This window comes from Rhizohabitans arisaemae, from assembly GCF_025996515.1.
Taxonomy (GTDB): Bacteria; Actinomycetota; Actinomycetes; order Streptosporangiales; family Streptosporangiaceae; genus Rhizohabitans; species Rhizohabitans arisaemae.
Map to the genome: position 1 here is coordinate 347,490 of NZ_BLRH01000060.1, position 12,439 is coordinate 359,928.

Annotated in this window: 12 protein-coding genes; 5 read left to right on the top strand and 7 right to left on the bottom strand. The window is 69.1% G+C overall.

Going from position 1 to position 12,439, the window contains the following annotated elements:
• The first annotated feature begins 47 nt into the window (after positions 1-47).
• Entirely contained in the window at positions 48-1,022 is a 975-nt protein-coding gene (gene galE / locus RUR_RS30035) for a UDP-glucose 4-epimerase GalE (protein WP_283138586.1), read from the top strand.
• A gap of 69 nt (positions 1,023-1,091) precedes the next feature.
• Complete coding sequence (locus RUR_RS30040; RefSeq protein ID WP_283138587.1) at positions 1,092-2,027, top strand: hypothetical protein; 936 nt, start codon at positions 1,092-1,094, stop codon at positions 2,025-2,027.
• Here the strand turns inward: RUR_RS30040 and RUR_RS30045 are convergent.
• From RUR_RS30045 to RUR_RS30065, 5 genes are all read right to left on the bottom strand, one after another.
• Complete coding sequence (locus tag RUR_RS30045) at positions 1,939-2,883, bottom strand: hypothetical protein (RefSeq protein WP_283138588.1); 945 nt, start codon at positions 2,881-2,883, stop codon at positions 1,939-1,941. The two genes, RUR_RS30040 and RUR_RS30045, sit on opposite strands and share 89 nt — an antisense overlap.
• A gap of 136 nt (positions 2,884-3,019) precedes the next feature.
• Positions 3,020-4,849 (bottom strand): serine/threonine-protein kinase, encoded by a 1,830-nt coding sequence (locus RUR_RS30050; RefSeq protein WP_283138589.1) that lies wholly within the window; start codon positions 4,847-4,849, stop codon positions 3,020-3,022.
• A gap of 553 nt (positions 4,850-5,402) precedes the next feature.
• Entirely contained in the window at positions 5,403-6,620 is a 1,218-nt protein-coding gene (locus RUR_RS30055; RefSeq protein WP_283138590.1) for an NADP-dependent isocitrate dehydrogenase, read from the bottom strand.
• Between the two features lie 139 nt (positions 6,621-6,759).
• Positions 6,760-7,035, bottom strand: a complete 276-nt coding sequence (locus tag RUR_RS30060; RefSeq protein WP_283138591.1) for a DUF3017 domain-containing protein — start codon at positions 7,033-7,035, stop codon at positions 6,760-6,762.
• Positions 7,036-7,120: 85 nt separating this feature from the next.
• Complete coding sequence (locus RUR_RS30065; RefSeq protein WP_283138592.1) at positions 7,121-8,242, bottom strand: citrate/2-methylcitrate synthase; 1,122 nt, start codon at positions 8,240-8,242, stop codon at positions 7,121-7,123.
• 171 nt (positions 8,243-8,413) lie between these two features.
• Here RUR_RS30065 and RUR_RS30070 point away from each other — a divergent pair, with 171 nt between their 5' ends.
• A complete protein-coding gene (locus RUR_RS30070; RefSeq protein ID WP_283138593.1) occupies positions 8,414-9,025 on the top strand; it encodes an FHA domain-containing protein in 612 nt (203 codons plus the stop codon).
• A gap of 57 nt (positions 9,026-9,082) precedes the next feature.
• Here the strand turns inward: RUR_RS30070 and RUR_RS30075 are convergent, their stop codons facing one another.
• Both RUR_RS30075 and RUR_RS30080 read right to left on the bottom strand, forming a co-directional pair.
• Positions 9,083-9,928, bottom strand: a complete 846-nt coding sequence (locus RUR_RS30075; protein WP_283138594.1) for a bifunctional methylenetetrahydrofolate dehydrogenase/methenyltetrahydrofolate cyclohydrolase — start codon at positions 9,926-9,928, stop codon at positions 9,083-9,085.
• On the bottom strand, positions 9,925-10,092 hold the full coding sequence (locus RUR_RS30080; protein ID WP_283138595.1) for a hypothetical protein: 168 nt from the start codon (positions 10,090-10,092) through the stop codon (positions 9,925-9,927). The genes RUR_RS30075 and RUR_RS30080 overlap by 4 nt, the downstream gene beginning before the upstream one ends.
• 167 nt (positions 10,093-10,259) lie before the next feature.
• Here RUR_RS30080 and RUR_RS30085 point away from each other — a divergent pair, with 167 nt between their 5' ends.
• Positions 10,260-10,820 (top strand): TetR/AcrR family transcriptional regulator, encoded by a 561-nt coding sequence (locus tag RUR_RS30085; RefSeq protein WP_283138596.1) that lies wholly within the window; start codon positions 10,260-10,262, stop codon positions 10,818-10,820.
• A gap of 30 nt (positions 10,821-10,850) precedes the next feature.
• Entirely contained in the window at positions 10,851-12,380 is a 1,530-nt protein-coding gene (locus tag RUR_RS30090; RefSeq protein WP_283138597.1) for an MFS transporter, read from the top strand.
• Positions 12,381-12,439 lie beyond the last annotated feature (59 nt).

A 12,439-nucleotide genomic window follows, 5' to 3' on the forward strand; every position in this document is an offset into this window, starting at 1 on the left:
CGACAACGCCTCAATTAATCTGTCAGCGTACCTGTTCCATGGAGACAATGAAGTTGCTCGTCACCGGGGGTGCGGGCTACATCGGGAGCGTTGTCGCGGCTCAGCTCGTGGCCGAAGGGCATGAGACGGTCGTCTTGGACGATCTCTCCACCGGTCACGCGGACGCGGTCCCGCCGCAGGCGCAGCTGATCCACGGCACCGTGGAGCGGGACGCGGAGCGGGTGCTCGCCGAAGGCGGGTTCCACGGCGTGCTGCACTTCGCCGCCAAGTCGCTGGTCGGTGAATCCGTGGCGAAGCCGTCCCTGTACTGGCGGCACAACCTCGGCGGCGCCCTCGCCCTGCTCGAGGCGATGCGGCGGACCGAAGTCGGCCGCATCGTCTTCTCCTCGACCGCCGCGACGTACGGCGAGCCGGAGCACACCCCCATCCTGGAGACCGACCCGACCCGGCCCACCAATCCCTACGGGGCCTCCAAGCTCGCCGTGGACACCGCGCTCACCGCCTGGGCCGGGCTGCACGGCCTCGCCGCGATCAGCCTGCGCTACTTCAACGTGGCCGGGGCGTTCGGCGGGTACGGCGAACGCCACGCGGTCGAAACCCACCTGATCCCCAATGTGCTCGCCGTCGCGCTGGGCGAGCGCGAGTTCGTCCACCTTTTCGGGATGGATTACCCAACACCGGACGGGACATGCATCCGTGACTACATCCACGTGGCCGACCTGGCCCGCGCCCACCTCCTCGCGCTGCGGGCGTGCCGACCCGGTACACACGAGATCTACAACCTGGGGAGCGGAACCGGCTTCTCGGTCAACGAGGTGATCGAGGTCTGCCGCGCGGTGACCGGTCACGAGATCCCGGTGAAGACCGCCTCCCGGCGCCCCGGCGACCCGGCGACCCTGGTCGCCTCCTCGGCCAAGATCCAGGCCGAGCTGGGGTGGCGGCCGGAGCGGGCCGACCTGACGGAGATCGTGGGCGACGCGTGGCGGTTCGCCCGTGAGCTCCGCAGGCAGCACATCTCATAGATTTTGCTCCGCAACACGGATCCGGTCCATTACAATCCGCAAATCACCGGATTCGGGGTGTGACATCGTATGGCGAGTGGGTCTGAAGAGGTTTCCGCGTTTCCGCAGCGAGCCGCACAGGTTGTACTGATCGTCGCTGCGAGTGCGATCGTCGCCGGAGGGGTGCTGTTCGCCACGGGCTCGGCACCCAAGGCACAACCCGGACCGGGCGCCACCCTCGCCGCGGGGACCGTGGGGGCTCCTCCGCCGCCTCGACCGGCGAAGACCTCCAAGCCACCGCTGCCCACCCGAGGCCACCCGTCCGAGGGGCTCCCGGTGAGCCTGATCGGCACACCGGTCTCACCGCCGCGCTACCACGGGTGGACCATGACCGTGCCCGGGAGCTCCCTCCGGGTGCCCCCGGGCTTCGGCTGCACCGACCACGCCGCGATCCTGCGCGACCGAGGTGGGCTCGACCACGGCCGGACCTGGGTGGAGCTCACGGTACGCGCCGGTCGGCAGGCCGTCGCCGTCGCCGTCGAAGAGATCTCGGTACGGCGTGTCGCGCGGCGCCAGGCCGACGCCCGCCCGCGGGTCCGGTGCGTCGCAACCAAAGGTGTGGACCGGCCCACCCGCCCACACGTCACCCTCGACGGGGCGAACTCCACCAAGACGGTCGCCCCCGAGGTGTACGGCGGCCCGACGATCCACCGGCTGAGCCCCGGGGAGCCCCTGCGCCTCACGCTGAGCGTGGGCGCCGCCCGCGGTCTGTACGAATGGGAGCTCCTGGTCACCCTGGACCTGGACGGCCGCAGGGTGATCGTTCCGGTTCGGGACGGCTCCCGGCCGTTCGTCCTGGGCGCCGGGGGCGGCGGGCGCGAGGCCGCCGTCTACTGCGAGGCGCCCCAGGTGTCCCCGCTGTCGCCGAGGCGGCTGATCAGGGATACACCAGCAGGCTCATGCCGGGACCGAGGGTCACCGCGACCGCCCCGGCCAGGACCGGGCGGCTCACTGTCGCGCCGATGACCGGCGGCGGTGCCGGGACCTGGGGCTCCGGCCTCCTGATCCGCAGGGAGAGCCGATCGGTGTTGTTGTCCGGCCGGCGGTCTCCGATCCGCGGGGAGAACACCATCGCGTTCCCGGCGAACCGGCCGTCCCGGCGTGCCGCCGTCCGGAAGACCAGGCTCAGCCGTACCTTCCCGTCCGCCGCCACGCGCCGCAGGCCGCAGCCGACGTGCCGGCCACGGGCCCGGCAGGCCTTGTCCGCCGACCCGACGAAGCGCGCCCCCTTGGGCTGGAGCATGACGAAACCGTTCCTGACCGGCTGAGGGCCCCGGTTCACCACCACGGCGTCGACGGTGAACCGCCGTCCCGCGTGGACGTGCCGGCCCTCGGCGGAGAGCTGCACCCGCAGATCGGCCCCGGGGTCGACCGCGGTGCGGAGCTCCGCGTGGTTGTCGCCCGGATTGGCGTCGACGATCTGCGAGTCGAGCCCGGCCGCCGCGTGCAGCGTCCCCCGGGCGCCGGCCCGGACCAGCCCGATGATCTGGACTCCGCCGTCGTGCCCGGCCTCGGCGTCCGAGGTCGAGGGGCAGAGCACCTCGCCCGGCCGGTCCCCCGGACGGCATTCCGCCACATCGGTCCGGACGATGTCCACCTGCGGGGGAATCCGGACGACCAGGACGGGAAGGACCGCGGCCCCGGGTCCGGCGTTGTGCACCCGGACCTGGTAGGTGATCAGCTGACCCGGCTGCGCCCGATGCGGTGTCGCGCTGATCCGCACCCGGAGATCGGCCGAACCCGCCGGCATCCCGGGTTCGGCTTCGCTCGCCCGCGCGACCGGGATCCGGCCCGGCCCGGAATCGGCGTTCCCCGGAACCATCCCGTATGTGGAAATCAGCAGAAAACCGGCGAATGCCATCGCCGAGGCATGTAGAGAGAACACCCGACCCCCGAAGTTTCAGTGATCATTCAATGCCCCTTCGGGGACCGCGTCGTGACGACACGCCGCAGGCGCTTTACCCGGCCGACGAAGTGCAGTCCTCCGGAGCGAGCCGATTTCGCTCCGGCGTGAACTCCACCGGTGAGAACCAGTCCCGGAGCAGCTTGTCCGTCACCTTTTCCGCGTACATCACGCGGATCGCCTCGTTGACCGCCCGGCAGGCGCGGACGTCCCCGAGGGGCACCGCGACGCCGTACGGCTCGTCGGACAGCTTCGCCTCCAGAATGCGATACCGGCCGGGCCCCCTCGCCGCGAACCCGGCGAGGATGAGATCGTCCCCTGGCACCGCGTCGACCTCCCCGCTGCCGAGCTTGTCCATGCAGATCGCGGTGTCCGTCACCGGGACGACCTCCATGCTCACCCGGTCCCGCACCTCGGCGACGGACACCGCGCCCTGCGGCGCGCACAGCTTCTTGCCGGTGAGATCGTTCATGCTCCGGACGGGCGAGCTCTGCCGGACCAGGATCCGGCGGTGGGCGAGATAGTACGGGCCGGCGAAGAGCGCCTTGGGACTCGGTCCGTTGGGGATGGTGTGGGTGGCGAGCACCATGTCCACCTTCCCGGAAACCAGCAGGGCGAGGCGGTTCAGGGCGCTCACCCGTCTGAATGTGATTTTGTCGGGTGACACCCCCAGCTTCCCGGCGATGTACTTCGCGACCTCCACCTCATACCCTTCGGGCACTTCACCGGGCTGGTTGCGGTAAAGCGCCACCCCGGGCAGGTCGCTCTTGATGCCGATGACGAGCCTGCCCGTCTCCCGGGCCTTGTCGACGATCGACTCGTAGGGTCCGGCCGAGGGAGTCACGGGCGGAGAGACCGGCGGAGAGACCGACGGGGTCGGCCCGGCCGTCCCCGCCTCGCCCGGAGCGAGCCGCGTGACGCCGTACACGGCGAGCGGCACCGCCACCACGGCGGCGAGGGCGATCCCGGCGAGCCGAGCCCGGCCGCGCCGCCGGACGGTCTGCGTGGGAACCCCCTCCACCTCGGTGAGCCTGTCGTCCGCCCCGACGACCTCGGTCCGCGTGGGGGCGGGGGCGGGCTTTCCGCCGAGCAGGCGCAGCAGGACCTCATCCGAGGTGGGCCGGTCTCCCGGCGACTTGCTCAGGCAGGCGGCCACCAGGTCGCGGAGTGGATCGGGCAGCTCGCCGAAGTCCGGATCCTCGTTGAGGATCCGGTTGAGCACCACCGCGATGGACGGCCCGGCGAAGGGGACGGCCCCGGTGGCCGCGTAGACGATCGTGGCGCCCCAGGCGAACACGTCGGTCTTCGGCCCGATCTCCTGGTTGGCGATCTGCTCGGGGGCCATGTACGCGGGGGTGCCGAGCGCCACGCTGGTGATGGTCCCGGTGCTGTCCAGGATCCTGGCGATCCCGAAGTCGACGACGCGCGGCCCGTCCGTGGCGAGCAGGACGTTGTCCGGTTTGAAGTCGCGATGCACGATCCCGGCGTGATGGATCGCCGTCAGCGCCGTGGCGGTGCCGACCGCGATGCGCTGCAGCCGGGCGCCGCCGATCGGGCCCTCCTCCTCCACCACGGCCCGCAGCGAGGACGCCTCGATGTACTCGCTGACGATGTACGGCGTGTCGCCGTCGAGGTCGGCCTTGAGCACGCTCGCCGTGCAGAACGAGGCCACCCGGGTGGCCGCCGCGGCCTCCCGGCCGAACCGGGACCGGGCGGCGGCGTTACCGGTGAACCTGACGTGGAGCACCTTGATCGCCACGGGCTCGCCCGTCGCGCCGTGACCCAGGTACACGACCCCCTGACCGCCCTCACCCAGTCGCCCCGTGAGCTGGAATCCGCCGATCTGTCTGGGATCCCCCGAACGCAGCGGAGTCGTCTCCGGCATCCCCGTTCCCTATCCCCGTGCCAAAGAAAGGTAATGAATCGGTCAAGGCTACTCGGGACCGGTGCCCGCCGCCTACGGTCCCCGATCACGATCCCCGTACGGCTGCGGCCCCACCGGTTCGGCCCGGCACAGATCGCACCGCGGATACCGCGTGATCGTTGCGCTCTGCACACCCCCCGAGGCGCACACACCACAACGATCATCGAGACGATGTACGGCCTACGGCCGACCGGGCCCGGGCTGCGGTTGCGGCAAACCCGGCGCAGCTCGTACCGCGTGATCGTTACGCTGTGCGCGCCCCCCAGGGCGAGCAGACCGCAACGATCACCGAGACGATGTACGGCCTGCGGCCGGCCGGACCTGGGCCGCGACCGCGACAAGCCCGGCGCAGCCCGTACCGCATGATCGTTACGCTGTGCGCGCCCCCCGGGGCGAGCAGACCGCAACGATCAACCTGGTGTCTCGCACGATGTCGGCGCACGACGAGGGCCGCCCTCCGGAACGGAGAGCGGCCCTGGCCGTGTGCGCCTTTGAAAGAGATCGCCCAGATTTGTCAGGCGGACATCTTCCGCTGCAGGTTCTCGTCGAGCGCGGCGAGGAAGTCCTGGGTGGTCAGCCACTGGGCGTCCGCACCCACCAGCAGCGCGAGGTCCTTGGTCATCTGACCGCCCTCGACGGTCTCCACGCAGACCTGCTCAAGCGCGTCGGCGAAGGCCGTGACCTCGGGGGTGTTGTCGAGCTTGCCGCGGTGCTGCAGACCCCGGGTCCACGCGAAGATGGAGGCGATCGGGTTGGTCGAGGTCGGCTTGCCCTGCTGGTGCTGCCGGTAGTGCCGGGTGACCGTGCCGTGCGCGGCCTCGGCCTCCACCGTCTTGCCGTCCGGCGTCATCAGCACCGAGGTCATCAGGCCGAGCGAGCCGAAGCCCTGGGCGACCGTGTCCGACTGGACGTCACCGTCGTAGTTCTTGCACGCCCAGACGTAGCCCCCCTCCCACTTGAGCGCGGCGGCGACCATGTCGTCGATCAGCCGGTGCTCGTAGGAGATTCCGGCCGCCTCGAAGTCCGCCTTGAACTCGGTCTCGTAGACCTCGGCGAAGATGTCCTTGAAGCGCCCGTCGTACGCCTTGAGGATGGTGTTCTTCGTCGACAGGTAGACCGGGTAGTTCCGCGCCAGGCCGTACCGCATCGAGGCGCGGGCGAAGTCGCGGATCGACTCGTCCAGGTTGTACATGGCCATGGCCACGCCGCCGCCGGGGAAGTCGTAGACGTCCAGCTCCATGGGGGCGGAGCCGTCCTTCGGGGTGAAGGTGAGCGTCAGCCGACCCTCGCCGGGCACCTTGAGGTCGGTGGCGCGGTACTGGTCGCCGAAGGCGTGACGACCGACCACGATCGGCTGGGTCCACCCGGGGACGAGCCGCGGCACGTTCGACATGATGATCGGCTCACGGAAGATCACGCCGCCGAGGATGTTGCGGATCGTGCCGTTGGGCGACTTCCACATGGACTTGAGGCCGAACTCCTCGACCCGAGCCTCGTCGGGGGTGATGGTGGCGCATTTCACCCCGACGCCGTACTTCTTGATGGCGTGCGCCGCGTCGATCGTCACCTGGTCGTCGGTGGCGTCGCGGTGCTCGATGCCGAGGTCGTAGTACTTCAAGTCGACATCGAGGTAGGGCAGGATCAGCTGGTCCTTGATGAACTGCCAGATGATCCTGGTCATTTCGTCGCCGTCAAGCTCGACGACGGGCCCCACTACCTTGATTTTGGGCATTCTTGAGGTTCCCTTTCAATCAACCGGCCAGTTCCCGGTGCGGGGGTCTCCCCCGGGCCACGACTGACGTCTGGAGAGGCTCACGAGCGTGAGGCTATCGGACGCGCCTGACTCGTCTGTGGCCCACCCGTGACCGAGGCTATTGGATCTGTTTCAACGCCACGACGACCAGAGCAATGGCCAGGCCAAAAACCGCCATCATCACGACATCGACGGCTCTGTTCCGGACGGCGAGGCGGGCCACCTGGTCCCTGGGCAGCACCAGGCGGAAGACGGCCGCGAGCATCAGCGTCGCCGCGATGACGTACGCGCCGGTCATGGGGTCGTACACGGCGATTACGGTCAAGCCGATCGCGATGCCGGCCAGCACCACCAGGTACGGCCACCACGCCCCCACGCCTCCGCCCGGGTTCATCCTCCGCTCGCCCCCTCACCCTCTCCGCGAGTCCCATCCGCCACGCCTCCGGCGCCGATTCCGGATTCACCGGAAAGCGAATGGGTCATCTTTCGTCGATGGCCACCCATCTTTGATCTTTCGCCCCGATGTACTCGCTGTCGGGGCGAATCAAGCGGTTGTCCGCATGTTGCTCGATCACGTGCGCGGTCCATCCGGCCATCCGGCTGATTGAGAACACCGGAGTGAATAGATCCGTGGGAATACCAAGATAGTGGTAGACCGTCGCCGCGTAAAAATCAACGTTCGGGTAGAGGTTCTTCTCGGCGAGGACCACTTCTTCCATCTCCTGCGACATTCGATAGTAAATGTCGTTCCCGCTCGATTCCGCAAGCTCCCGCGACATCTTCCGGAGATGGGTCGCCCGAGGGTCCTCGGTCTTATATACGCGATGTCCGAAACCCATGATTTTTTCACCGGCGGCGAGCTTCTCGCGCACGGCTCGGGCCACGCCGTCCTTATCCAAGGACTCAAGGGTTCGCATGACTTGCTCGTTCGCGCCGCCGTGCAGCGGCCCCTTGAGCGTGCCCAGCGCGGCGACGACCGCCGAATGCATGTCGGACAATGTCGCGGCGCAGACGCGCGCGGCGAATGTGGAGGCGTTCATCGTGTGGTCGGCGTGCAGAACCAGGCAGGTGTCGAGGATCTCGGCGGCGCGCGGGTCGGGCCGACGGCCGGTGACCTGCAGCAGGAAGTTGGCGGCGATCCCCTGCCCGGGATCCGGCGCCGGAATGTCGGTGCCCGTTCGCGCGGCGTGGTAGCGGGCGACGAGAATTGCCTGCTGCGCGGTTAGCCGTGCGGCTTTACGGAGATTCGCCTCGGCACTGTTGTCCGACTTATCAGGATCATTGGCACTCGCCAGGCTGACAAAAGTCCGCAACGCCTCCATCGGACCATGACTCAGCGCGATCTCTGTGATGTTCGTCTCAACCAGCGGGCCGAGCTCCCGGCCGGATACAAGATCGGCTTGGTAGGCGGCGAGTTGATCTCTATTGGGAAGCGCACCGCGCTGCAGAAGATGGGCGATCTCTTCCATGGTCGTCCGGCCGGCAAGATCATGGATGTCGTATCCACGGTAGAAGAGCCGACCGTTCCGGCCGTCGATGTCACTCAGTGCGGTTGACGCGGCGACGACATCGGCGAGGCCTTTGTTGGCTTTGTCTGCCATTGTGCGATTCCTCCGGTACTGATCGCCCGAAGTCTACCTGCGAGGCACAAAGTCCGCCCAATGTGGTCCAGACCAATTTTCCCGGTCCTGACACGGTTCCGTTACCCCACGGCGGGGTAAGCCGAACGTGTAGAAACAGTAACGGCAGGCTAGCCTTTAGGAGGTCTTGCCGTGGAGGGGCCGTTTATCCGTATCGAGGACACCAGCGAGGTGTCCCCGCTACGCCCCGAGATCACTACGGTCGGACGAGGACGAGGCGTCGACATCCGCCTGGCGGACCCGACGGTCTCACGGTTGCACGCCGAGTTCGTCCGCAGGGGACCCTACCTGTACGTGGTGGACCTCGGGCTGTCCCGCAACGGGACACGTGTCAACGGAAGACCCATAGCCAGGCGGGTCTTGGAGGACGGCGACGTCGTTTCCTTCGGCGCCGCCCGATGCAGAGTCGGCGGTGTCCCCAAGGAGGACGTGGCACCCGATGTCGAGCTCCGTCGCGCGGCCGCACCCGAGCTGACCCGGCGCGAGGTCGACGTCCTCACCTCGCTGTGCCGCCCCGCCCTCTCCGACGAGGCCTTCGTCGCCCCCGCCACCGCGCGGGAGATCGCCGAGAACCTCGTGGTCACCGAGGCCGCGGTGAAACAGCACCTGCTCCGGCTCTACCAGAAGTTCCGCATCCCCGAAGGCACCAACCGGCGCACCCGGCTGGCCAACGAGGTTGTGGCGCTCGGGCTGGTCCGGCCGACCCCCATCGTGCCGTCCCAGCGAGATCGCCGGGCATCGTGATGGAACGCGCCTTTTCGGCGCCGCGAACGCGGCGCCGAAAAGCGCGGGCGGACACCGTCAGGCGCGCTCGGCGGCTTCGACGACGTTGGTGAGGAGCATCGCGCGGGTGATCGGGCCGACGCCGCCCGGGACCGGGGCGAGGTAGCCGGCGACCTCGCGCACCTCGGGGGCGATGTCGCCGACGAGGCCCCGCTCGGTGCGGGTGATGCCCACGTCGACCACGGCGGCGCCCGGCTTCACCATGTCCGCGGTGATCAGTCCGGGGACACCGGCGGCGGCCACCACGATGTCGGCACGGCGGACGTGCGAGGCGAGGTCGGCGGTGCCGGTGTGGCAGAGGGTGACGGTGGCGTTCTCGGAGCGCCGGGTGAGCAGCAGGCCCAGCGGACGGCCCACGGTGACGCCCCGGCCGATCACCACGACCTCGGCGCCGCGGACGGTCACGCCGTACTCGGTGAGGAGCGCGACGATCCCGCGGGGCGTGCACGGCAGGGAGGCGTCGTGCATGAGGACGAGCCGCCCCAGGTTGACCGGGTGGAGGCCGTCGGCGTCCTTGGCGGGGTCGATCCGCTCCAGGACGGCCTGGGTGTCCAGGCCTTTCGGGAGGGGCAGCTGGACGATGTAGCCGGTGCAGGCCGGATCGGCGTTGAGCTCGTCGATCACGGCCTCGACCTCGGCCTGGGTCGCGGTCGCGGGGAGGTCGCGGCGGATGGATTCGATCCCCACCTCGGCGCAGTCCCGGTGCTTGCCTCCCACATAGGAGTGGCTCCCGGGGTCGTCGCCCACCAGCACGGTGCCGAGCCCCGGCCGCACGCCTCGGGCGGCCAGCTTGGTCACTCGATCTCTGAGGTCAGCCTTGATTTTTGCGGCATACGCTTTGCCGTCGAGGATTTGCGCGGTCACGACTCGCCATCTTGCCATGTGCCCTTCGCCACGCCGCGCCGCGGGAGGTTGTCGAGCAGGATCCCGCCGAGCGGGATGCCCGCGAGCAGCACCAGGACGGCGGTGACGGGGCTTTCCGCGGCCGAGTTGACCGTGGCGAAGACGTAGAGGAACGCGTCGAGCATGCGGAGGCTCCGGGGAAGGGTCGGGGAGAGTCGTCCGCGAGGGTAATCGGTCGATCTCACTACCCCTACCGATAGACGCGGACAGAGTGACTATTCTCACCACATCATGAGACAGTTATGTATCATCTAAAACAGACTCGTCAAGCATGCAACGGAGCTGTCGCATCATGGTGACCAGAGATCAGATCATCTCCTCGGCCATCCGCCACCTCAACGCCGATCCCACGGCCTCGATGGCCGAGATCGGCGAGGCCGCGGGGGTCAGCCGGGCGACGCTCCACCGCCACTTCCCCAGCCGGGACGCGCTGATGGAGGTGCTCGGCCAGCGGGCGCTGGACGGCTGGGAGCGTGCCCTGGACCTGGCCGGGATCGAGTCGGCGACCGAGTCCGAGGACCCGGAGCGGATCGTCGCGACCATGCGGACGCTGATCGACTTGATCGTCCGGGACGCCGAGGAGCACGAATTCGTGCTCACCGAGCATCTGATGCTCAGATTCCCGGACTTCGTCGCGCGGTCGGCGGAGCTGGAGAACCGGGAGGTCGACTTCTACCGCGCCGCGCAGCGGTGCGGCGTACTCCGCTCCGACCTCCCGGCCCGCTGGATCGCCGGCGTCGTCTACGGCCTGCTCGTCGCGGCCTGCGCCTGCCTGCGCCGAGGCGACATCGGCAGGCGGGAGATCGACCGCCTCCTGCTGGAGACGTTCCTGCACGGCTCCATAGCGAAATAGCCACTTCACACCAGAACAACGGGGAACCCGGTGTCGATCAACGAGATAACCGTTCAAGAACCACCCACGCTGAACCCGCGGCGCTGGGCCGGCCTCGCCGTGCTCAGCGTCAGCCTGCTCCTGGTCGTCATGGACATGACGATCCTCAACGTGGCGCTCCCCGAGATCGCCACGAAGCTCCGCCCGGACTCGGTGCAACTGCTGTGGATCGTCGACGCGTACGCGCTCGTCGTCGCCGGGCTGCTCGTCACCGCGAGCGCCATGGGTGATCGCCTCGGCCGGAAACGGGTGCTGCTCAGCGGATTCGTCCTCTTCGGCATCGCGTCCCTCGCGGTCCTGCTGGTGCGGGACCCGGCTCAGTTGATCGCCGCCCGCGTCCTCCTCGGCGTCGGCGGAGCGATGATCATGCCGTCCACCCTCTCGTTGATCCGAGCGCTGTTCACCGACCCGAAGGAGCGGGCCACCGCGCTGGGCGTCTGGTCGGCGATGGCCGCCGTCGGCGTGGCCCTCGGGCCGATCGTGGGAGGCCTGCTGCTGGAGTACTTCAGCTGGCAGGCCGCCTTCCTGGTGAACGTCCCGGTCATGGTGATCGGAGTCGCCGCCGGGATCTGGCTGCTCCCGGAGTCCCGCAACCCGCTGCCCGGCCGCTGGGACGCCCTCGGCACCGTGCTCTCGATCATCGGGATGACCGCGCTCATCTTCGGGATCAAACGCCTGGGCAAGTACGGCGTCACCGAGCCCGTCGCCCTGGCCTGCCTGGCGGTCGCCGTCGCCGCCCTCGTCTGGTTCGTCCGGCGCTCCCTGCACAGCCCGAATCCGCTCCTGGAGCTGCGCCTGTTCAAAAAGCCCGTGTTCAGCGCAGGGGTCATCGCGGCGCTTGTCTCCAGTGTCGCCATGGCCGCCATCCTGCTGCTCATCGCCCAGTGGATGCAGCTCGTCGAGGGCTACAGCGCCCTGGAGTCGGGCCTGCGCCTGCTGCCCACCGCGATCGGCGCCGCCGTCCTGTCCCCGCTCGCGCCGAAGATAGCCGAGGTCGTAGGCCCCCGAACCGTGCTCGCGGGCGGGCTCGCCGTCACCTCTCTCGGTTTCCTGACGGTCTACTTCGCCCCCGCGACCTACCCGTGGATCGCCGTGGCGCTCGCGCTGATCGGCGCCGGGGCCGCGTCCCTCGCCATCGCCTCCGCCGTGATCATGTCGAGTGCGACCCCCGCCCAGTCCGGCAGCGCGGCGGCGATCGAGGAGACCAGCTACGAGCTGGGCGCCGCCCTCGGGGTGGCCGTCCTGGGCAGCATTGCCGCAGCCCTCTACCGTGACCAGGTCTCGGTGGAGGGGCTCACCGGCCCCGCAGCGCAGGCCGTACAGGAATCCCTCGCAGGAGCACTGGAAGTGGCGGCCGGGGTGGGCTCCGCCGGAGCCGCCTTGGCCGCCCAGGCGCAGGCCGCGTTCACCTCCTCGCTGGAGGCGACCGGACTCGCCGGCGGGATCCTCACCTTGGTGGCCGCCGTCGCGGTCTGGGCCCTCACTCCCCGCGACCTGGACCTCGCCGAGATCCACCACTGAGTTTTCACCATTGACCACGGCGCGAGAAGTCCGGATGTAGCGTGCCCGACCCGGAGATC

What these genes read in the sequence shown, in the direction of transcription:
- galE (WP_283138586.1), top strand. Translation starts at nt 48, where the DNA reads ATGAAGTTGCTCGTCACCGGGGGTGCGGGCTACATCGGGAGCGTTGTC.
- RUR_RS30040 (WP_283138587.1), top strand. Translation starts at nt 1,092, where the DNA reads ATGGCGAGTGGGTCTGAAGAGGTTTCCGCGTTTCCGCAGCGAGCCGCA.
- RUR_RS30045 (WP_283138588.1), bottom strand. Translation starts at nt 2,883, where the DNA reads ATGGTTCCGGGGAACGCCGATTCCGGGCCGGGCCGGATCCCGGTCGCG.
- RUR_RS30050 (WP_283138589.1), bottom strand. Translation starts at nt 4,849, where the DNA reads ATGCCGGAGACGACTCCGCTGCGTTCGGGGGATCCCAGACAGATCGGC.
- RUR_RS30055 (WP_283138590.1), bottom strand. Translation starts at nt 6,620, where the DNA reads ATGCCCAAAATCAAGGTAGTGGGGCCCGTCGTCGAGCTTGACGGCGAC.
- RUR_RS30060 (WP_283138591.1), bottom strand. Translation starts at nt 7,035, where the DNA reads ATGAACCCGGGCGGAGGCGTGGGGGCGTGGTGGCCGTACCTGGTGGTG.
- RUR_RS30065 (WP_283138592.1), bottom strand. Translation starts at nt 8,242, where the DNA reads ATGGCAGACAAAGCCAACAAAGGCCTCGCCGATGTCGTCGCCGCGTCA.
- RUR_RS30080 (WP_283138595.1), bottom strand. Translation starts at nt 10,092, where the DNA reads ATGCTCGACGCGTTCCTCTACGTCTTCGCCACGGTCAACTCGGCCGCG.
- RUR_RS30085 (WP_283138596.1), top strand. Translation starts at nt 10,260, where the DNA reads ATGGTGACCAGAGATCAGATCATCTCCTCGGCCATCCGCCACCTCAAC.